22 protein-coding genes are annotated in these 20,903 nt (G+C 38.8%); 20 read left to right on the forward strand and 2 right to left on the reverse strand.

Going from position 1 to position 20,903, the window contains the following annotated elements:
- Positions 1-4: 4 nt before the first annotated feature.
- Entirely contained in the window at positions 5-247 is a 243-nt protein-coding gene (locus tag HG567_RS01235) for a hypothetical protein (protein WP_202140216.1), read from the reverse strand.
- Between the two features lie 161 nt (positions 248-408).
- Here HG567_RS01235 and HG567_RS01240 point away from each other — a divergent pair, with 161 nt between their 5' ends.
- The 19 genes from HG567_RS01240 (at position 409) to HG567_RS01330 (ending at position 18,038) form a co-directional block, all read left to right on the forward strand.
- Positions 409-1,098 carry a BsaWI family type II restriction enzyme gene (locus HG567_RS01240; protein ID WP_202139888.1) on the forward strand — a complete coding sequence of 230 codons (690 nt, stop codon included), beginning with the start codon at positions 409-411 and terminating at the stop codon, positions 1,096-1,098.
- A complete protein-coding gene (locus HG567_RS01245; protein WP_202139889.1) occupies positions 1,095-1,853 on the forward strand; it encodes a DNA-methyltransferase in 759 nt (252 codons plus the stop codon). The genes HG567_RS01240 and HG567_RS01245 overlap by 4 nt, the downstream gene beginning before the upstream one ends.
- A gap of 72 nt (positions 1,854-1,925) precedes the next feature.
- A complete protein-coding gene (locus tag HG567_RS01250; protein ID WP_202139890.1) occupies positions 1,926-4,496 on the forward strand; it encodes an ATP-dependent Clp protease ATP-binding subunit in 2,571 nt (856 codons plus the stop codon).
- A gap of 56 nt (positions 4,497-4,552) precedes the next feature.
- A complete protein-coding gene (locus HG567_RS01255; RefSeq protein ID WP_001912571.1) occupies positions 4,553-5,272 on the forward strand; it encodes a cytochrome c biogenesis protein CcdA in 720 nt (239 codons plus the stop codon).
- 9 nt (positions 5,273-5,281) lie between these two features.
- Positions 5,282-6,415, forward strand: a complete 1,134-nt coding sequence (locus HG567_RS01260; RefSeq protein WP_202139891.1) for an amidohydrolase family protein — start codon at positions 5,282-5,284, stop codon at positions 6,413-6,415.
- Positions 6,403-7,629 carry an adenosine deaminase gene (mqnF, locus tag HG567_RS01265; RefSeq protein ID WP_202139892.1) on the forward strand — a complete coding sequence of 409 codons (1,227 nt, stop codon included), beginning with the start codon at positions 6,403-6,405 and terminating at the stop codon, positions 7,627-7,629. Before HG567_RS01260 ends, mqnF begins: the two co-directional genes overlap by 13 nt.
- A gap of 60 nt (positions 7,630-7,689) precedes the next feature.
- Positions 7,690-7,932 carry a nuclease gene (locus HG567_RS01270; RefSeq protein ID WP_000780044.1) on the forward strand — a complete coding sequence of 81 codons (243 nt, stop codon included), beginning with the start codon at positions 7,690-7,692 and terminating at the stop codon, positions 7,930-7,932.
- Positions 7,933-7,941: 9 nt separating this feature from the next.
- Positions 7,942-9,255 carry a tRNA (N6-isopentenyl adenosine(37)-C2)-methylthiotransferase MiaB gene (gene miaB, locus HG567_RS01275; protein ID WP_202139893.1) on the forward strand — a complete coding sequence of 438 codons (1,314 nt, stop codon included), beginning with the start codon at positions 7,942-7,944 and terminating at the stop codon, positions 9,253-9,255.
- Positions 9,256-9,293: 38 nt separating this feature from the next.
- Complete coding sequence (locus tag HG567_RS01280; RefSeq protein ID WP_202139894.1) at positions 9,294-9,947, forward strand: lysophospholipid acyltransferase family protein; 654 nt, start codon at positions 9,294-9,296, stop codon at positions 9,945-9,947.
- Complete coding sequence (locus tag HG567_RS01285) at positions 9,940-10,923, forward strand: hypothetical protein (RefSeq protein WP_202139895.1); 984 nt, start codon at positions 9,940-9,942, stop codon at positions 10,921-10,923. The genes HG567_RS01280 and HG567_RS01285 overlap by 8 nt, the downstream gene beginning before the upstream one ends.
- Complete coding sequence (locus HG567_RS01290) at positions 10,913-11,446, forward strand: hypothetical protein (protein WP_033786190.1); 534 nt, start codon at positions 10,913-10,915, stop codon at positions 11,444-11,446. The genes HG567_RS01285 and HG567_RS01290 overlap by 11 nt, the downstream gene beginning before the upstream one ends.
- Positions 11,443-11,982, forward strand: a complete 540-nt coding sequence (locus HG567_RS01295; protein ID WP_000803105.1) for a hypothetical protein — start codon at positions 11,443-11,445, stop codon at positions 11,980-11,982. Before HG567_RS01290 ends, HG567_RS01295 begins: the two co-directional genes overlap by 4 nt.
- A gap of 15 nt (positions 11,983-11,997) precedes the next feature.
- The gene (locus tag HG567_RS01300; protein ID WP_001150533.1) at positions 11,998-12,396 is read left to right on the forward strand and encodes a YkgJ family cysteine cluster protein; all 399 of its coding nucleotides are present in this window, start codon (positions 11,998-12,000) and stop codon (positions 12,394-12,396) included.
- Positions 12,397-12,432: 36 nt separating this feature from the next.
- On the forward strand, positions 12,433-13,728 hold the full coding sequence (locus HG567_RS01305; protein ID WP_202139896.1) for a tetratricopeptide repeat protein: 1,296 nt from the start codon (positions 12,433-12,435) through the stop codon (positions 13,726-13,728).
- The gene (locus tag HG567_RS01310; protein WP_127920031.1) at positions 13,716-14,273 is read left to right on the forward strand and encodes a beta/alpha barrel domain-containing protein; all 558 of its coding nucleotides are present in this window, start codon (positions 13,716-13,718) and stop codon (positions 14,271-14,273) included. Before HG567_RS01305 ends, HG567_RS01310 begins: the two co-directional genes overlap by 13 nt.
- Before the next feature lie 56 nt (positions 14,274-14,329).
- A complete protein-coding gene (locus tag HG567_RS01315; RefSeq protein ID WP_000055462.1) occupies positions 14,330-14,584 on the forward strand; it encodes a YfhL family 4Fe-4S dicluster ferredoxin in 255 nt (84 codons plus the stop codon).
- 9 nt (positions 14,585-14,593) lie between these two features.
- Positions 14,594-16,048, forward strand: coding sequence for a Ppx/GppA family phosphatase (locus tag HG567_RS01320; protein WP_202163870.1), 1,455 nt, complete (start codon positions 14,594-14,596; stop codon positions 16,046-16,048).
- Positions 16,045-17,055, forward strand: coding sequence for a lipopolysaccharide heptosyltransferase I (gene waaC, locus HG567_RS01325; protein WP_202139898.1), 1,011 nt, complete (start codon positions 16,045-16,047; stop codon positions 17,053-17,055). Before HG567_RS01320 ends, waaC begins: the two co-directional genes overlap by 4 nt.
- Positions 17,052-18,038 carry a lipid A biosynthesis lauroyl acyltransferase gene (locus tag HG567_RS01330; RefSeq protein ID WP_202139899.1) on the forward strand — a complete coding sequence of 329 codons (987 nt, stop codon included), beginning with the start codon at positions 17,052-17,054 and terminating at the stop codon, positions 18,036-18,038. The genes waaC and HG567_RS01330 overlap by 4 nt, the downstream gene beginning before the upstream one ends.
- 253 nt (positions 18,039-18,291) lie before the next feature.
- On the opposite strand, the gene tgt is transcribed toward HG567_RS01330, so the two are convergent.
- Positions 18,292-19,407, reverse strand: a complete 1,116-nt coding sequence (gene tgt / locus HG567_RS01335) for a tRNA guanosine(34) transglycosylase Tgt (protein ID WP_202139900.1) — start codon at positions 19,405-19,407, stop codon at positions 18,292-18,294.
- A gap of 56 nt (positions 19,408-19,463) precedes the next feature.
- Here tgt and HG567_RS01340 point away from each other — a divergent pair, with 56 nt between their 5' ends.
- Positions 19,464-20,900, forward strand: a complete 1,437-nt coding sequence (locus tag HG567_RS01340; RefSeq protein WP_202139901.1) for a COG3400 family protein — start codon at positions 19,464-19,466, stop codon at positions 20,898-20,900.
- Positions 20,901-20,903: the final 3 nt, after the last annotated feature.

Genomic DNA, 20,903 nt, shown 5'->3' on the forward strand with positions numbered 1-20,903 from the left:
AACTTTATGCAAGATGATTTTCCCAAGAAAAACGACCAAATTTGAGATTAAAAAGATTGACAAGCTCTTGTTCTTTTGAATCAATGGGTTTCATTTTAAAATCAAATTCTTTGATTAATGGACTTTGAAAGGATACTTGTTTGATTTCTAAAAATTCATCGCTTGAACTTCTTTTAGCATCAAGGCCAAAAATCCCAAAGACTGATTTAAAAATTGCATATCTAGCCCTTTGATTAAACTCTGTCAATATTATTTTAGTGAAAATATATGATTCATTAGCAATACTTTTAAGCAGAATATCTAAAATTTGCATTTCATTATTTATCATAAGTTTGTTTTAAATGCGAGCCATTATCAAAAGGTTTTGTATTATAATTTGATGGATTTCTATGGATTAAGGTATTTGGATTGAGTTTAGCGGATATTATTTTAGAGCGTTTTAAAGATTTTATGAGAGAACACCCTGAGCCTTACAAGTTTTTACAGGTTTTTTACACGCAAGAAAAAGAACGCTTTTTGAATAGTAAGATTAGCGATTATATGAAGCGAAATAAAAGCAAGGAAGAGGCTAGTATTTTGGCCAGACAAGGCTTTGTCAGTGCGGTTGGAAGAGCGTTAGAAAAAATCATAGAACTTTTATTAAAAGATTTTTGTATTAAAAACAATGTAAAAATGACGAACGATAAAACCTTAAGGGCTAAGCGCATTAATGGCGAATTAGATAAAGTCAAACGGGCTTTATTGGTGCATTTTGGAGGCTATAGCGTTTTGCCAGATATTATTCTTTATCAAACCAACAAGGATAATGTCAAAATCCTAGCGATTTTATCGGTAAAAAATTCGTTTAGAGAGCGTTTCACAGAAACGCCTTATTGGAAATTAAAGCTTTTGCAATTGCCTATAACTTCTCACATTAAAGTCTTTATGATAACACCGGATAACGATGATGAGATCAGTTTTAAAGACAAGCCTAAAAAGGCTAGGATCGTCATGGAACATGAATTAGATGGCCTTTATTTAGCCAAAAGCCATTTTGATCAAAGCTCTAAGATTAAGGGCATAGAAAATTTGTTAGAAGATTTAAAAAGGCTTTTATGAAACCTTATTTCAGTTTGGAAAAATTGGATTTATACCATGGCGATGCGAGCGTTTTAGAGACTTTTGAAAAAGGTTTTTATGATTTATGCATCACTTCACCGCCCTATAATTTGAGCATTGAATATCAGGGGAGTGATGATTTTAGGGCTTATGATGATTATTTGAATTGGTGTAAAAATTGGCTTAAAAATTGTTATTTTTGGGGTAAGGAACAGGCGAGATTGTGCTTGAATGTCCCTTTAGATACGAATAAACACGGCAAGCAAAGTTTGGGGGCTGATATTATTGCAGTGGCTAAAGAATGCGGTTGGAAATACCAAAATACGATCATTTGGAATGAAAGCAATATTTCAAGACGCACCGCTTGGGGGAGTTGGCTGCAAGCTAGCGCACCTTATGCGATCGCTCCTGTGGAATTGATCGTTGTTTTTTATAAAAACGAATACAAACGAAAAAAACAAACTTCTACGATGAGCAAAGAGGAATTTTTGCTCTACACGAACGGGCTATGGAGTTTTAGCGGAGAGTCTAAAAAACGCTTAAAACACCCAGCCCCATTCCCAAGGGAATTGCCCAGGCGTTGCATCCAATTGTTTTCTTTTTTGGAAGACACGATTTTTGATCCTTTTAGCGGATCTGGCACGACTATTTTAGAGGCCAACGCTTTAGGGCGTTTTAGCGTGGGTTTAGAGATTGAAAAAGAATATTGCGAGTTGTCTAAAAAGCGTATTTTGGAGAGTTTGTCGTTAGTGTGAGCGTTTTAAAAACCTTTGAGGGTTAAAATAGTGTAAAATAGTAAAGATTTTAAAACTCAAAAAGGATTGACAATGAATTTATTTGAAAAAATGACTGACCAATTGCATGAGACTTTAGACAGCGCGCTCGCTTTAGCCTTGCACCATAAAAACGCTGAAGTAACGCCCATGCACATGCTTTTTGCCATGCTCAATAATTCCCAAGGCATTCTTATTCAAGCCTTACAAAAAATGCCTGTGGATATTGAAGCTTTAAAGCTTAGCGTTCAAAGCGAGCTGAATAAGTTCGCTAAAGTCTCACAAATCAGCAAGCAAAATATCCAATTAAACCAAGCTTTAATCCAAAGTTTAGAAAACGCTCAAGGCTTGATGGCTAAAAGGGGCGATTCTTTCATCGCTACCGATGTGTATCTTTTGGCGAACATGAGCCTTTTTGAAAGCGTTTTAAAGCCTTATTTAGACACTAAGGAATTGCAAAAAACTTTAGAATCTTTAAGAAAAGGTGCGACTATCCAAAATAAAAACGATGATTCCAATTTGGAAAGTTTAGAAAAATTTGGCATTGATTTGACGCAAAAAGCCTTAGAAAATAAGCTGGATCCGGTGATCGGAAGAGATGAAGAAATCATTCGCATGATGCAAATTTTGATAAGAAAAACAAAAAATAACCCTATTTTATTAGGTGAGCCTGGAGTGGGGAAAACGGCTGTTGTGGAAGGGCTAGCCCAACGCATTGTGAATAAGGAAGTGCCTAAAACGCTTTTAAACAAACGAGTCATCGCTTTAGATTTAAGCTTGTTGGTGGCTGGGGCGAAATACAGAGGCGAGTTTGAAGAGCGCCTGAAAAAGGTGATTGAAGAAGTTAAAAAAAGCGCGAATGTGATTTTATTCATTGATGAAATCCACACGATTGTAGGGGCTGGGGCTAGTGAGGGGGGCATGGATGCAGCGAATATTTTAAAACCCGCGCTCGCTAGGGGGGAATTGCACACGATTGGAGCGACCACTTTAAAAGAATACCGCAAGTATTTTGAAAAAGACATGGCATTGCAAAGGCGTTTCCAACCCATTTTACTCAATGAGCCTAGCATCAATGAAGCTTTACAGATTTTAAGGGGGTTAAAAGAAACTTTAGAAACGCACCATAATATCACCATTAATGACTCCGCGCTCATAGCGAGCGCTAAACTCTCTAGCCGTTATATCACCGATAGGTTTTTACCCGATAAAGCGATTGACTTGATTGATGAGGGGGCGGCCCAATTAAAAATGCAAATGGAATCAGAGCCGGCCAAACTCTCTAGCGTTAAGCGCTCCATTCAAAGACTAGAAATGGAAAAACAAGCCCTTGAAATGGAAAAAAAAGAGAGCAATGCCAAACGCATGCAAGAAATCCTTAAAGAATTGAGCGATTTGAAAGAAGAAAAAATCCAATTAGAAGTGCAATTTGAAAACGAAAAAGAAGTGTTCAAAGAAATTTCACGCTTGAAAATGGAAATGGAAAGCTTGAAAAAAGAGGCTGAGAGGTTTAAGCGCAATGGGGATTACCAGCAAGCGGGTGAAATTGAATATTCTAAAATCCCTGAAAATAAAAAGAAAGAAGAAGAATTGCAGCATAAATGGGAAGCGATGCAACAAAATGGGGCGTTATTGCAAAACGCTTTAACCGAAAACAACATCGCTGAGATCGTGAGCCAATGGACGCATATCCCGGTCCAAAAAATGCTCCAAAGCGAAAAAAATAGGGTTTTAAACATTGAAAGCGAATTGCAAAAAAGAGTGGTGGGGCAAGAAAAAGCGCTCAAAGCGATCGCTAAAGCGATTAAAAGGAATAAGGCCGGGCTTAGCGATAGCAACAAGCCCATAGGGAGTTTCCTCTTTTTAGGGCCAACAGGCGTGGGTAAAACCGAGAGCGCTAAAGCTTTGGCGCAATTCTTGTTTGATAGCGATAAAAACCTTATACGGATTGACATGAGCGAATATATGGAAAAGCACGCTATAAGCCGTCTTATTGGGGCCGCTCCTGGGTATGTGGGCTATGAAGAAGGCGGGCAATTGACCGAAGCGGTGCGCAGAAAGCCTTATAGCGTGGTGCTGTTAGATGAAGTGGAAAAAGCCCATCCGGATGTGTTTAATCTCTTGTTGCAGGTTTTAGATGAGGGGCATTTAACCGATAGTAAGGGCGTGAGGGTGGATTTCAAAAACACGATTTTGATTTTAACCAGCAATGTGGCTAGCGGCGCGCTTTTAGAAGAAAGTTTGAGTGAAGCCGATAAGCAAAAAGCGATTAAAGAAAGCTTGAGGCAATTTTTCAAGCCGGAATTTTTAAACCGCTTAGATGAAATCATCTCCTTTAACGCCCTAGATAGTCATGCTATCATTAATATCGTGGGGATACTCTTTGAAAACATTCAAAAAAAAGCGCTTGAAAGGGGCATTAATATAACCCTAGACGAAAAGGCAAAAGAATTGATCGCAGAAGCGGGATTTGACAGATTTTATGGTGCTAGACCCCTAAAACGCGCGCTCTATGAAATGGTAGAAGACAAGCTCGCTGAACTCATTTTAGAGGATAAAATTAAAGAGAATGACAGCGTGGCGTTTGTGGTGGAAAATAACGAGATTGTGCCTAAGATTAAGTGAAGTTTGGTTATCCTAAAAAAGACAAGAAATGGTTATTTTGAAAAAAGGATTGGATGATGTTTGATAACACGCTTGTTAATCTCTTTGACACAGCGCCTCTTTTAACTTCGCTTTTAGCCGGGATTTTAACTTTTTTAAGCCCTTGCGTGTTGCCTTTGATCCCGGCGTATATGTCTTATATTTCTCAAATTTCTTTAGAGGATATTAAAGATGGTAAGGCTAAAAGGGTTTCGGTTTTTTTAAAATCCTTGATGTTTGTGGTGGGGTTTTCGCTCGTTTTTTTGGGCGTGGGCATGTCTATGGCCAAGCTTATCCATAGCTTTTCGTTTTCCTGGGTGAATTATATCGCCGGGGGGATTGTGATTCTTTTTGGTTTGCATTTTTTAGGCGTGTTCCGTTTTGCATTTTTGTATAAAACCCAAAGCGTTGGTTTAGCGAGCAAATCTAATAGCATGCAGCGCTTTTACCCCTTTCTTTTGGGCATGAGTTTCGCTTTGGGCTGGACGCCATGCATCGGGCCGATATTCACTTCTATTGTGATCATGAGCGCGAGTAAGGACGCTTATGGCTTAATGCTTATGGTGGTGTTTGTAATGGGCTTGGCGATCCCTTTTTTATTGGTGGCTTTAATGCTAGAAAGAGCGCTTTTATTTTTAAAATCCTTAAAGAAATACAACCGCGCGATTGAAATTGTTTCGGGGTTGGTGCTTATTTTAATGGGAATATTGATCATGACAAATTCTTTAGAAAGCTTGACTAACTTTTTACAAAATTAGGAGGGTTTGATGCTGTTAAAAAACGCTTCGTTTTATGATGATGAAGTTTTAAAAAGAGCGGATATCCGCTTAAAAGATTCCCTCATTATAGAGATTAAAGAAAACTTAAGCCCTACTAAAAATGAAGAAGTGATTGAGTGCAGGGATTTATTCGTGCTACCAAGCTTCATTGATTTGAGCGTTACTGGTTTGGAGAGTTATGAAAATTTAAAACAGAAGGCTTTTAAAGGGGGGGTGGGGTTACTCAATGTTTTTGATTGCGATCAAAGCGACGTTAAAAATATTATGGCAATTAAAAACAACCAACTAGCCGACATCGCTACGCTTAAAAATAAAGGAGGGGAAATTTTAATCGCGCCATCTGATGCTTTTTTAGAACTCATCAGCCATTACGCCAAATCCTACAACTTGCCTTTTTTAGTCTCTTTAGAAAATTCTTTTGAAGCCCTAAATAGTGGGGAATTAGCCTATGAATTGGGGCAAAATTTTGTAGAAAATGCGTTTGAAAACACGCGCTTGGTGCGTTTCATGGAAGTTTCTAGAGCGTTACAAATCCCTGTGCTTTTAGATAAAGTCAATAGCACCGCCACGCTCAAACTCATCAAAGCCTTTAACGATTTAGGAGCACGTTTGCAAGCCCAAACGCCCTTAAGCCATTTAATCTTAGATGAGAGCGTGTATGAAGATTATGAGCCACGATTTAAAATCGCCCCTCCTTTAAGGGATAAAGAAGGTCAAAACGCCCTAAAAGAAGCCCTAAAAAATAACGAAATCGCCATGCTCACAAGCCTTCATGTTTTTAAAAATTCTAACGCAGAGCTTTTTGAAGAAAGCGCTTTTGGGTGTGAGAGCATAGAGGACGCTTTTAGCGTGGCTTATACTTTTTTAGTTCAAAAAAAGGTTATCAGCTTCCAACAGCTCATTAAAGTCATGGCGATTAACCAAGCGAAGTTTTTAAAACTCAATGCAGGCGAGATTAAAGAAAACCAATTAGCCAATTTGATGATCGTGGATTTAAACGCTCAAACAAGAGTGAGTAATCAAAATTCGCCCTTTTATGGTTTAGAATTATACGGCGAAGTGCAAAGAATGATCTTAAAAGGGCAAACCACATTTATTAAGGAGAATGCATGCAAATCATAGGAGCGTCTTTAGTTTTTTTGTGTAATGAAAAATGCGAAGTGTTAGAAGATTATGGCGTGGTCTTTGATGAAAAGATTGTTGAAATAGGCGATTATCAAAGTTTAACGCTTAAATACCCTCACTTAAAGACGCAGTTTTTTGAAAATTCCGTTCTGTTGCCCGCTTTTATCAACGCGCACACCCATTTTGAATTTTCCAACAACAAGGCGAGTTTTGATTACGGGAGTTTTTCTGGCTGGTTAGGGAGCGTGTTAAACAATGGGGGGGCGATTTTAGAAAATTGCCAAGGGGCTATTCAAAACGCTATCAGCACGCAATTAAAAAGCGGGGTGGGGAGCGTGGGAGCGATTTCTAACCACTTGATAGAAGTTGATTTATTAAAAGAAAGCCCTTTGAGTGCTGTCGTGTTTTTAGAGTTTTTAGGGAGCAGTTATTCTTTAGAAAAATTAAAAGCGTTTGAGGCCAAATTTAAAGAGCTAAAAGATTTAGAAGACAAAAAGCTTAAAGCCGCTCTCGCTGTGCATGCCCCTTATTCGGTGCAAAAAGACATGGCTTTGAGCGTGATCCAATTAGCCAAAGATTCACAAAGCCTGCTTTCTACGCATTTTTTAGAATCGTTTGAAGAATTAGAATGGGTAGAAAACTCTAAAGGGTGGTTTGAAAATTTTTACCAGCATTTTTTAAAAGAGTCTCATTTCAAATCGCTCTATCAGGGCGCGAACGATTACATTGACATGTTTAAAGACACGCACACTTTATTTGTGCATAACCAGTTCGCTTCTTTAGAAGCGTTACAAAGGATTAAATCTCAAGTCAAAAACGCTTTTTTAATCACATGCCCCTTTTCTAACCGCTTGTTGAGCGGGAAAGCGTTGGATTTAGAGAGAGTTAGAGAAGCCGGTTTGAGCGTGAGCGTCGCCACTGATGGCTTGAGTTCTAATGTTTCTTTGAGCCTTTTGGACGAATTGAGGGCGTTTTTGCTTTCCCATAACATGCCGTTATTAGAATTAGCCAAGATCGCTCTTTTAGGGGCGACTAGGCATGGGGCTAAAGCTTTAGCTTTGAATAATGGCGAGATAGAAGCCAATAAGAGGGCGGATTTGAGCGTGTTTGGTTTTAATGAAAAATTCATTAAAGAGCAAGCGATCTTGCAATTTTTATTGCATGCTAAAGAAGTGGAGCGCTTGTTTTTAGGGGGGAAAAGGGTGATCTAATTTGTTTTAAAGACAGAATGCGTTAAAATGGGAAATCCAAATCAATTAAGGAAAGAGTCAATGAAATTAGTTTTAGCCAAGAATACAAGAAAATCAGACGCTAAGAGCGTGGAATTAGAGGATTTGTACCACAAATTCAGTGAAGACAAGCGTTCTATTTTCTATTTTGCCCCCACAAACGCCCACAAAGACATGCTCAAAGCGGTGGATTTTTTCAAAGAAAAAGGCCATACGGCTTATTTAGATGAGGTGAGGGTCAGCACTGATGAAAAAGATTTTCTTTATGAATTGCACATTATTTAAAGGCTTGTATTGAAAGTTTATATTGAAACCATGGGTTGTGCCATGAACTCTAGGGATAGCGAGCATTTGTTGAGCGAGCTTTCCAAACTAGACTATAAAGAGACCAATGACCCTAAAATGGCGGATTTGATTTTAATCAACACTTGCAGCGTGCGTGAAAAGCCTGAACGGAAATTGTTTTCAGAAATCGGTCAATTCGCTAAAATCAAAAAACCCAACGCCAAAATCGGGGTTTGCGGGTGCACCGCAAGCCACATGGGAGCGGATATTTTGAAAAAAGCCCCAAGCGTGAGCTTTGTGTTAGGGGCTAGGAATGTGTCTAAAATCTCTCAAGTGATCCATAAAGAAAAAGCGGTTGAAGTGGCGATTGATTATGATGAAAGCGCGTATGCGTTTGAATTTTTTGAAAAAAAGGCTCAAATCCGATCGCTATTAAACATCTCTATAGGTTGCGATAAGAAATGCGCTTATTGCATTGTCCCGCACACTAGGGGGAAAGAAATTTCTATCCCTATGGATTTGATTTTAAAAGAAGCTGAGAAATTGGCGAATAACGGCACTAAAGAGCTCATGCTTTTAGGGCAGAATGTGAATAATTATGGCGTGCGTTTCAGTAGCGAGCATGCGAAAGTTAATTTTAGCGATTTGTTGGATAAATTGAGCGAAATTTCAGGCATTGAAAGGATACGATTCACTTCGCCTCACCCCTTGCACATGAATGATGCATTTTTAGAACGCTTTGCCCAAAACCCTAAAGTGTGCAAGAGTATCCACATGCCCTTACAGAGCGGATCTAGCGCGGTGTTAAAGATGATGCGAAGGGGTTATAGTAAAGAGTGGTTTTTAAATCGGGTGGAGAGGTTGAAAGCTTTAGTGCCTGAAGTGGGCATCAGCACGGATATTATCGTAGGCTTTCCTAATGAGAGCGATAAGGATTTTGAAGACACGATGGAGGTGCTAGAAAAAGTGCGCTTTGACACGCTCTATAGTTTTATTTACTCCCCACGCCCTTTCACTGAAGCGGGAGCTTGGAAGGAGAGAGTGCCGTTAGAAGTTTCATATTCAAGGTTAGAGAGGTTGCAAAACAGGCACAAAGAAATTTTAGAAGAAAAAGCCAAGTTGGAAGTGGGTAAAACGCATGTGGTGTTGGTGGAAAATAGGCGTGAAATGGATAATCAAATCGTGGGTTTTGAAGGGCGCAGCGATACGGGGAAATTCATTGAAGTAACTTGTAAGGAAAAAAGAAATCCGGGCGAGCTTGTAAAAGTGGAGATTGTTTCTCATTCCAAAGGGCGCTTGATAGCGGCCATTAAAGGCAACTAATCAAAATAACCAATGAAGAGCGGGTTTAAAGGCGAGAATTGAGCTTAAAATTTTTCAGGAAAAATATCGTTTTAAAGGTTGTCCCTCGTTTGGCGTTTGGAGTCCTTTGGTTGTTGCATAAAACTTGTAAAAACCGCTATTTTTTAGCTCAAAATTTAAAAGAAAAACCCTTTATTGTAAGCTGTTGGCATGGGGAGCTTGGCATGATCGGGTTTGCGTATTTAAGGCTTGAAAAACCTTCTGTTTATGTGATCGCAAGCCAGCATTTTGACGGATCTATTGCGGCGGGCTTGTTTGAAAGCTTTGGTTTTAAAAACATTAGAGGCTCTAGCAAAAAAGGGGGGGTTAAGGTTTTGATAGAAGGGCTTAAACGATTGAAAGAAGGTTGCGATGTCGCTATCACTCCTGATGGCCCTAAAGGCCCACGACACAGCATAGCGGATGGGGTGATCGCTTTAGCTCAAAAATCAGGCGTGGGGATTAGCGCTTGTCGGGTGGTTTGTAAAAACGCATGGCGGTTGAACACTTGGGATCAATTTGAAATCCCTAAGCCTTTTAGCGAAGTGTATTATTACATGCTAGAATCTGTGATCATCCCTAAAGAATGGGAGCTTTCAAGGGCTAAAGAATATTTAAAGACGCGCATGGATTCTGTTGGGTTTAAAGAATCTCAAAGGGGTTTGGGTGCTTAAAGGGTTAAAAAAAGCGTTTAAGGAGAGGTTTTGCTCTCAAGTGTATATCTCTTTTAATGTGGATCACAATCTTTTATCCACTCAAGTCATAAGGATCAAAAACGATCGCATTAAAGAGAAATTTTTTAAAACTTTTGAGACCAAAGTGGAGACTAAAAATGGTGAAGTCCCCATTCAAGCCTTAAAAATCGCCAGAACTTATAGCCAAAAATACCCCTACACTTATTTTAGCGCGATGAGTAAAGCTAAAGAGGTTTTATGCGAAAAGCAGGCGTTTGAACAAATCAAACAAGAAAATCAAGATTATCATGCTTGCGAAGTCAATCAAAAGTATTGCGTTTATGTGGAATCTAAGGATTTTTTAAAGGATTTCAAGCGTTTTAAAATCCAGGATGTGGATTTTTTGTTTTCGCCTTTTAGCCTTATTTATGATTTTGTGCGCGATAATTTAGAAAATAAGCCGTTGTTGTATTTGCTTTTGGAGCGTTCAAGATTTTATTTTTTGATTGCGGATAAAAAAGAGATTTTTTTAGCCAAATCCGTGTTTTTAGAAGAACAACCTGAACAGTTTGTAGAGAGCAAAGAAGAAGATTTTATGGGAATGGATAATGAGGCTGTGGATTTGTTTTTGAGTGAAATCCAAGAAGATATTGACAACCTTGAAGAAGCGATAGGCCTAGACAGCAGTAAGGATAATAGCGAAAAAATAACAGAGGACGCTTATAGTTTGATTGAAGGCATGACGAATATCCCCTTAATTGCAGATGTTTTGCAAGAGGGATTGCGCAGCGTCTATCATTCTAGAGAGATAGACTTTGTAGAAAAAGTGGTTGTTTTAGACAGCTGTCAAATCCACCACAAAGCGTTAATGCATTTGCAAGAAACTTTGATGATAGAAGTGGATAGGCTTGATTTTTCTTTAGTGGAGCGCTTGAACATTTTAGCGCGCATGGAGAATGAAAAGCATGCGTTTTAGTTACATTGAGCCAAGAGCGAAATACCTTATCAGCAAGCTTTCTAAAATTTGGGTTTTTTACATTTTTTTATCTTTTGTGGTGATAGGGGGGTTAGTGTGGTTTATGCATAACGCCATTAAACGCACTCAAGACAACGCATCCAGTTTGACGATCCAAGAAAAGCTTTACCGCCATGAAATCAGCCGCTTGCAGGTTAAGACTGATGAAACCTTAAAACTCATTAAAGAAGCCAAAAAGCGTTTGAATTACAACGATGATATACGAGATGTTTTGCAAGGGCTTTTAAATATTGTGCCGGATTCCATCACTATTAATAGCATTGAAATAGACCAGCAAAGCGTGGTGGTTAGTGGTAAAACCCCTTCTAAAGAAGCTTTTTATTTTTTGTTTCAAAACAAACTAAACCCCATGTTTGATTATTCTAGGGCGGAATTTTTCCCTTTAAGCGACGGGTGGTTTAATTTTGTCTCCACCAACTTTTCTAATTCCTTACTGATAAAAAACCCGGAGTCTATTAAATGAAGCCATTGCATTTTTCACACCTGGACAGAGAGCAATCAGGCGATGTGGGGTTTATCATTAAAAACCTCGTTTTTTTAGGGGTTTTTTCCTTATTTGGTTGGTTGAATACCGAGTATTTCCTATGGCCTAGCATGCTGGAATTGAAAAAAATCCTTTTAGAAGAAAATCGTAAAAAAAGCGTTTTAGAATACGCGCAAAGGCATTTTGAAACAGCCCTAGCGAACTATCGCAATCAAAAAGAAACCAGCGAATCCTTATTAAAGATTTTTAATGATGAAGAGTCCAGGCGGATTTTAGAAAAGATTTTAAAAAAATGTTTTGATGCTTATAAAATCAAACCCTTGCTCTCTCAAAACCCCCTTCAAAAAACCCAATTTTTTATCATGGCCAGAGCGAGCGAATTGGAAAAGACCTATCTTTTTTTCACCCTAATCAACAAGTATTTACCGAGCGCTCAAAGCCAATTGCCTTTAAAAATCTCTAAAGATGATGAAGGGCTGTTGGTGCAATTTAGCGTGAGTATTGATCTCCAATAGGATAGGGGTAGTTTAATGCAAGATTTTGATTTCAGTTTTAATCCTAAGGCATGCGAGGGTTGTGGGGCAAAGTGTTGCGTGGGGGAAAGCGGGTATATTTTTTTGAATATCCAAGAAATGCAACAAATTAGCGCTTTTTTAAAATTAGAACTAGAAGAATTCAGTCAAAAATACGTTAAAAAGGTGGGGTATAAGTTCTCTTTATTAGAAAAAGACGCTAAAGAGTTGGGTTTGGCGTGCGTGTTTTTGGATTTAGAAACCAAAAAATGCCAGATTTATAGCGTGCGCCCTAAGCAATGCCAAACTTTTCCTTTTTGGGAGAGCGTGAAAACTTTCTCTAAAGAGCAAAAAGAAGCTTTTTGCCAAAGCTGTCCGGGCATCACACAAAAAACCAAAGAAACTAAAGTGCGCTAAAATTCACTTTAGTTACACAAAAAAGGAAATAAAATAATGGATATTCAAATAAAGAAAAGGTTTTTAGCAAATATATTGCTTTTTAGCTTGTTTTCTTGCCTTAAGGCTGAAACCCTTTCAGAAGATCATCAAATCCTGTTGAGTTCAGACGCTTTCCATAGAGGGGATTTTGCTGCCGCTCAAAAAGGCTATATGAATCTCTATAAGCAAACCAATAAGGTGGTGTATGCTAAAGAAGCGGCCATTTCAGCGGCGAGCTTAGGGGACATTAAAACCGCTATGCATTTAGCCATGCTCTATCAAAAAATCACCAATAATCGTAACGATGTTTCTATCAATAAGATTTTAGTGGATGGCTATGCGCAAATGGGGCAGATTGATAAGGCGATTGAACTATTACACAAAATCCGTAAAGAAGAAAAGACCATAGCCACAGACAATGTGTTAGGGACTTTGTATTTGACTCAAAAGCGTTTGGATAGGGCTTTCCCGTTGTTGAATAAGTTTTATAACCAAGTGCATGATGAAGACAGCCTAGAAAAACTCATTACGATCTATTTTTTGCAAAACCGCAAAAAAGAAGGCTTGGATTTGTTGCAATCCCATATAGACAGGTATGGTTGCTCAGAGCAATTGTGCCAAAAAGCGCTCAACACTTTCACGCAATTTAACGAGCTTGATTTGGCTAAAACGACTTTTGCTCGTTTGTATGAAAAAAACCCTATTGTTCAAAACGCCCAATTTTACATAGGGGTATTAATCTTGTTAAAAGAGTTTGATAAGGCCCAGAAAATCGCAGAATTATTCCCTTTTGATAGGCGTTTGTTGCTAGACTTATACACTGCACAAAAGAAATTTGATCAAGCTTCCAAACAGGCTTCTTTGATCTATCAAGAAAAAAAAGACCCTAAATTTTTAGGGTTAGAGGCGATTTATCATTATGAAAGCTTGAGCGCGAATAAGAAAAAACTCACCAAAGAAGAGATGCTACCCATTATTCAAAAATTAGAGCAAGCCACCAAAGAGCGTCAGCAAATACTCGCTAAAACCAAAGATAAAGAAGACGCGCAAGACGCTTTCTTTTATAATTTCTTAGGGTATTCCTTAATAGATTATGACATGGATATTAAAAGGGGCATGGATTTTGTGAGAAAAGCCTTAGCCTTAGATTCTGGATCAGTGCTTTATTTGGATTCTTTAGCATGGGGTTATTACAAATTGGGGAATTGCTTGGAGGCTAAAAAAATTTTTTCTAGCATCGCTAAAGAGTCTATCCAAGCCGAACCCGAATTAAAAGAGCACAATAAGATCATTCAAGAATGCAAGAAATAGGGATTTTAGAAAATTTACAAAAAAGCTTAGCCTTAAAAGAGGGCATGCTTTCTTATGAAATGTTAGGTAAAAGCCTGTCGTATAACCCTTACTTGCCTAGAGTTATTCCTCAAACCAAAGATTGTGTTTTTGTAACCCCTGATGAGGTTTTAGAAAAGCTTTTGAAAGAAAACACCCACACCGATTGCGTCATTGTCAATTTCAAAGGATTATACGAAATAGGCGCTCCAAGCGTGTTTGATTTAGAAGTTTTAGGGTTATTGCGCCGCCATGCGAACTCTTTGATAGTCCATGAGGATTTTTTCATCAGCCATTACCAGCTTTTAGAATCGCTTGTTCAAGGCTCTGATGGGGTCATTTTAGACGAAGAGCTTTTGAAAGAAGATTTAAAGGGCATGGTAGAATTTTCTTGGCGTTTGGGCTTGAGCGTGTTTGTAGAAACCCACAAACAAGACTACACCCATTTAAAAGATTTAGGGGTTTTAGGCGTGTTGGAAAATAGCCCCCATTCTTATAATCAAAAAAAAATAGTCTTTTTAGATTGAATTTTAAGCTAATTTAGAGTAAAAATCGTATTCAAACTTTTTAAAAGGAGTTAGTCATGTCATTATTGGTGAATGATGAATGCATTGCGTGCGATGCTTGCAGAGAAGAATGCCCTAGTGAGGCGATTGAAGAGGGCGATCCCATTTATAATATTGATCCAGACAGATGCACGGAGTGTTATGGGTATGATGATGATGAGCCTCGTTGCGTGAGCGTATGCCCTGTAGATGCGATTTTACCGGATCCTAACAATGCAGAGAGCAAAGAGGAATTGAAATACAAATACGAAATCTTAAAAGAGCAAGATTAAAGGCTAGCAATGGCTAAAATCACAACCGTGATTGATATAGGCTCTAATTCAGTGCGTTTGGCTGTCTTTAAAAAGACGAGCCAGTTTGGGTTTTACTTGCTTTTTGAGACTAAGTCTAAGGTTAGGATTTCAGAGGGCTGTTATGCGTTTAATGGAATCTTACAAGAAATCCCCATGCAACGAGCCGTTAAAGCCTTGAGCGAATTTAAAGAAATCGCCCTCAAATACAAAAGTAAAAAAATCTTGTGCGTGGCGACCTCAGCGGTGCGCGATGCCCCTAATCGGTTAGAGTTTGTAGCGAGGGTGAAAAAGGCTTGCGGTTTGCAAATCAAAATCATTGATGGGCAAAAAGAAGCGCTCTATGGCGGGATCGCGTGCGCGAATTTGTTGCATAAAAATTCAGGGATCACGATAGATATTGGAGGGGGTAGCACCGAGTGCGCGTTGATTGAAAAAGGCAAGATTAAGGACTTAATCTCGCTTGATGTTGGCACGATTCGCATTAAAGAAATGTTTTTAGACAAAGACTTAGATGTCAAAACCGCTAAAGCCTTTATCCAAAAAGAGGTTTCTAAACTGCCCTTTAAGCATAAAAACGCCTTTGGGGTGGGGGGGACGATCAGAGCGTTGAGTAAGGTATTGATGAAACGCTTTGATTACCCTATTGATTCTTTGCATGGTTATGAAATAGATGCGCATAAAAATTTAGCGTTCATTGAAAAGATTGTTACGCTCAAAGAAGATCAATTACGGCTTTTGGGGGTGAATGAAGAGCGTTTGGATAGTATTAGGAGTGGGGCGTTGATTTTACTAGTCGTTTTGGAGCATTTAAAAACTTCTTTGATGATCACCAGCGGTGTAGGGGTGAGAGAAGGCGTGTTTTTAAGCGATTTATTGCGCCACCATTACCATAAATTCCCCCCCAATATCAACCCCTCTCTAATCTCTTTAAAAGATCGCTTTTTACCCCATGAAAAGCACAGCCAAAAGGTCAAAAAAGAATGCGTGAAATTGTTTGAAGCCTTATCGCCTTTGCATAAAATAGATGAAAAATACCTTTTCCATTTAAAGATTGCAGGGGAATTAGCGAGCATGGGTAAGATTTTAAGCGTCTATTTAGCCCACAAGCACAGCGCGTATTTTATTTTAAACGCTTTGAATTATGGCTTTAGCCACCAGGATAGAGCGATCATTTGCCTATTGGCGCAATTCAGCCATAAAAAAATCCCTAAAGACAACGCTATCGCCCACATGAGCGCGATGATGCCAAGCCTTTTAACCTTACAATGGCTGAGTTTCATCCTTTCTTTAGCTGAAAATCTGTGCCTGACAGACAACCACTATCTAAAATACACGCTAGAAAAAAACAAGCTTGTGATCCATTCTGATGATGCGCTTTACTTGGCTAAAGAGATGCTCCCTAAACTCGTTAAGCCCATTGCTTTGATGATAGAGTTTGCTTGAAGATAGCGATTGTCAGGCTTTCAGCGCTTGGGGATATTATCGTGAGCGCGGTGTTTTTAGCGGCAATTAAAGAGTGTCTGCCTAACGCCCAAATAGAATGGTTCGTGGATGAAAGATTTAGTGCGATTTTAGAGCATTCCCCTTATGTTGATAAATTACACTCCATCGCTTTAAAAAGCGCACTTAAAACCTTTAACCCTTTGAAGATTTTTAAACTTTTTAAATCTTTAAGGGCTTATGAATACGATATAATCATTGACATGCAAGGCCTAGTCAAATCCGCTCTCATCACGCAAATGTTGAAAGCCCCTAAAAAAGTCGGCTTTGATTACGCTTCGGCTAGAGAGGGTTTGAGCGCGTTTTTTTACTCGCAAAAAATTTCTATCGCTTATGATGAGCCCATTTTAAAGCGCAATTTCACGCTCCTATCCCAAGCCCTAAACTTGCCCAAAAACGAAATTTCAGAGAGCTTAAGCTCTAGGGCTAAAGCGTTTTCTTACCAAGATTCCCCAAAAATCAATGCATTAAATTTGAATCAAAATAAGCCTAAAATCCTTTTTGTTTTAGAAACTTCTAAAATCAATAAAACTTACCCCACAGAGCGTTTTAAAGAGCTAGCGTTAGCGTTAGAAAATTTTCAAATTTGCTTGTTATGGCATGCTGATGAAGATAAGGCTACTACGCTTTATCACGCTTTAAAACACCAGCACGATATATTATTGCTCCCTAAACTCACTTTAAACGAAGTTAAGGCGTTGCTTTTTAAAATGGATTTGATTATTGGGGGCGATACGGGCATTACGCATTTAGCATGGGCGTTGCAAAAACCCAGCATCACCCTTTATGGCAACACGCCCATGGAGCGTTTTAAATTAGAAAGCCCGATCAATGTTTCGCTCACCGGTAATTCAAACGCCAGCTACCATAAAAAGGATTTTTCTATCCAAAACATAGAGCCTAAAAAAATTAAAGAATGCGTTTTAAACCTTTTAAAGGAAAAAGAATGACTTATAAAGAACGACTCATACACGAAAAAATATTGAACCAAAACGATAAGGGTTTTAAAACAGAACTGCGCATTTTGAGCATTTTTATCGTGGAATCTTTAGTGAATATTTTGGGGTTTATTTTGGCTAAAATGCCCCATTCGTGGTTTTTAAGGTGCATTAAAGCTTTAGCGTGGCTGATGAGAACCTTTGATAGACGCCGTTATTTTGACGCTAAAGCCAATTTGGATTTTGTGTTTGGAGATTCTAAAAGCGAAGAAGAGAAAAAAAGGATCATTAAAAAGGGGTATGAAAATTTTGCTTTCATTATTTTAGAAACCATTAGAGTGATCTTTATCCCTAAGGCTGAATACGACGCTCGTTTCACGCTCATCAATGAAGAAAACGTGTGGAAGTCTTTAAACAAGGAAGGCCAAGCGATCACTTTATGCATGCATTTTGGCTATTGGGAAGCGGTAGGCACGACTTTGGCGCAATATTATAAGGATTATGGTAGGGGGTGTTTGGGGCGTTTGACTAAATTTGCCCCCATCAATCACATGATCATGAGTAGGCGAGAGGCGTTTGGGGTGCGTTTTGTCAATAAAATAGGAGCGATGAAAGAACTCATTAAAATGTATAATCAAGGCAATGGCCTGGTGGGGATTTTAGTGGATCAAAATGTCGTGCCTAAAGATGGGGTGGTGGTGAAATTCTTTAATAAAGACGCTACGCACACCACGATCGCTTCTATTTTATCGCGCCGTTACAATATAGACATCCAGCCGGTATTCATTGATTTTAATGACGATTATTCGCATTACACAGCGACCTATTACGAAAGTATCCGCTCTCAAATCACCGATAACGCTGAGAACGATATTTTAGAATGCACGCAAGCCCAAGCGAGTTTGTGCGAAGAGGTGATTAGAAACCACCCAGAAAGTTATTTTTGGTTCCACAGGCGTTTTAAAAGCACCCACCCTGAAATTTATCAAAGATAGGGTTTTGTTTTACTGAATACTGATCACAAAATGTAAAAAATGCTCAAAGGCATTTTTTAAAAATAAATAGTAAAGAGCTTGATTTTAATCAAGCGATAATTTCTTAAGGCGGTCTTCTTAGGTTAGGGGGATTTTAAGGGGGAGAATTATTTCAAAATACCCCCTATCCCCTTAACAAAATGAGTTTTACTATAAAAATAAAGTTAAAAATCCCATTTTTTTAAAAAAGTTGAAAAGTTTTAGTTATTACCACTCAATGCGAACAAGAGTGGTATTTTTCTAAAAATTCTTTTTTAAAACTCAAAAACCGCTTTTCTAAAATGGCGTTTCTGGCGTTTTTAACCAGCTCTAAATAAAAATGCAAATTGTGCAAACTGGCCAAACGAGCGTAAGTGAGTTCTTTAGCCCTAAAGAGATGGTGCAAATAGGCTTTAGAATAGCGTTTGCAAGCATAACAGGTGCAATTTTCTTCAATAGGGGTATCATCCAATTTATAGGGCGCGTTTTTGATAGAAATCTTGCCAGAATGCGTGAAAAGGGTGGCGTTTCTGGCGTTTCTGGTGGGCATCACGCAATCAAACATGTCCACCCCTAAACTGATAGCGTCTAAAATGTTTTCAGGCGTGCCTACGCCCATTAGGTAGCGAGGCTTGTCTTTAGGGAGCAAGGGGGCGGTGTGCGCGATCGTTTCTAGCATTTCATCTACGCTTTCCCCCACCGCTAAACCGCCTATAGCATAACCATCAAAACCCTCATGCGTTAATCCCACGCTAAGGCTTCGCATTTTCAAATGCGTGCCGCCCTGGATAATGGCAAAAAGGTTGTTGTTAGGGCGGTTTTTTTCTTTGTGGTATTCTAGGCTGAGATTCGCCCATTTAGCGCTTCTTTTAATAGATTCTTCAAGGCGTTTTAGTGGAGCGGGCAAGCCCACTAAATCGTCTAAAACCATCATAATATCGCTATTCAAAGAATATTGAATGTCCAAAACTTTAGCGGGCGTGAATAGATGCTTGCTCCCATCAATATGGGATTTAAAAATAATCCCATCTTCTTGCAATTTGACATTATCGCTCAAGCTGAAGGCTTGAAACCCTCCACTATCGGTTAAAAAACTCCCATGAAATTGAGCGAAACGATGCAAGCCCCCTAATTGTCCAACCACTTTCTCGCCCGGTCTTAAATACATGTGATAGGTGTTGGCTAAAATGAGTTTAGCGCCTAAAATTTCTTGCGCATCTGTAGCGTCTAAAGATTTGATGCAGCCTTGCGTGCCTACGGGCATAAAAACAGGCGTTGTAACTTGAGAATGGGCTAAATTTAAAAGACCAGCTCGCGCGTTATCATCAACAGCTTGGAGTTGAAAATCCATCGTTTAAGCCTTAATCTTGGATATAATGGCGTAATCATTTTTTAGGAAGTTTGGAATTGAAGAAAATCGCCCTTATTTTAGATGGCATTGTAGCAAAAAATTTTTTAGACTTGGTGCTAAGGCATTATTCTAATCATAATTTTTATATAGTGGTTGTCAAAGATGAGAGCCTTATCCCTAAAAATTATCCGAGCACTTTCGCTTTTCATTGTTTTGATGCGACTTCTAGTTTCAGGCTTTTGCAAGTGTTAAACGATGAGGTGAGCGATGCGTTTTTAATCATACAAGATTTTAAAGAACAGCGCATCATTCATAAAATCATTCAAACCCATTTCAAACGCATGCGCGTGGTTTTGAGCGTGAAAAAAGATAGCGAAAAAACCTTAGAAAACAATGAAGAAAATAAAGATGAAAAGCTTATTTTGATTGATGAATTTGAAGTTTTAGCCAATAAATTCATTTCTCGTTTGCCCAATATCCCTAGCACCCCTAGAGAGTTTGGGTTAGGCAAGGGCGAGATCATGGAGATTGATGTGCCTTTTGGGAGCATTTTTGCTTACAGACACATTGGCTCTATCAGGCAAAAAGAATACAGGATTGTAGGGCTTTATCGCAACGATGTTTTGTTGCTCTCCACTAAATCTTTGGTTATCCAGCCACGAGACATTCTTTTAGTGGCGGGTAATCCTGAAATTTTAAACGCGGTGTATCATCAAGTCAAAAGCAACGTGGGGCAGTTCCCAGCCCCCTTTGGTAAGAGCATTTATTTATACATTGATATGCGTTTGCAGAACAGAAAAGCGATGATGCGCGATGTGTATCAAGCCTTGTTTTTGCACAAACATTTAAAGAGCTACAAGCTCTACATTCAGGTTTTACACCCCACTAGCCCTAAGTTTTACCATAAATTTTTAGCGCTAGAAACCGAAAGCATTGAAGTGAATTTTGATTTTTATGGGAAAAGTTTTATCCAAAAACTTCATGAAGACCACCAGAAAAAAATGGGCCTGATCGTGGTAGGCAGAGAGCTTTTTTTATCTAAAAAACACCGAAAAGCCTTGTATAAAACAGCCACTCCGGTTTATAAAACCAACACTTTTGGCTTGTCTAAAACCTCTCAAAGCGTGGTGGTGTTGAATGAAAGCTTGGATATTAATGAGGACATGTCTTCAGTGATCTTTGATGTGTCTATGCAAATGGATTTGGGCTTGTTGCTCTATGATTTTGACCCTAACAAGCGCTATAAAAACGAGATTGTTAATCATTATGAAAATTTAGCCAACGCACTCAACCGCAAGATTGAGATTTTCCAAACCGATATTAGAAATCCTATCATGTATCTCAATTCTTTAAGAAATCCCATTTTGCATTTCATGCCTTTTGAAGAGTGCATCACGCACACGCGCTTTTGGTGGTTTTTATCCACTAAAGTGGAAAAATTAGCGTTTTTAAACGATGATAACCCTCAAATTTTTATCCCTGTAGCGGAGTGAAAG

Source organism: Helicobacter pylori (assembly GCF_016755635.1).
Classification (GTDB): domain Bacteria; phylum Campylobacterota; class Campylobacteria; order Campylobacterales; family Helicobacteraceae; genus Helicobacter; species Helicobacter pylori_CQ.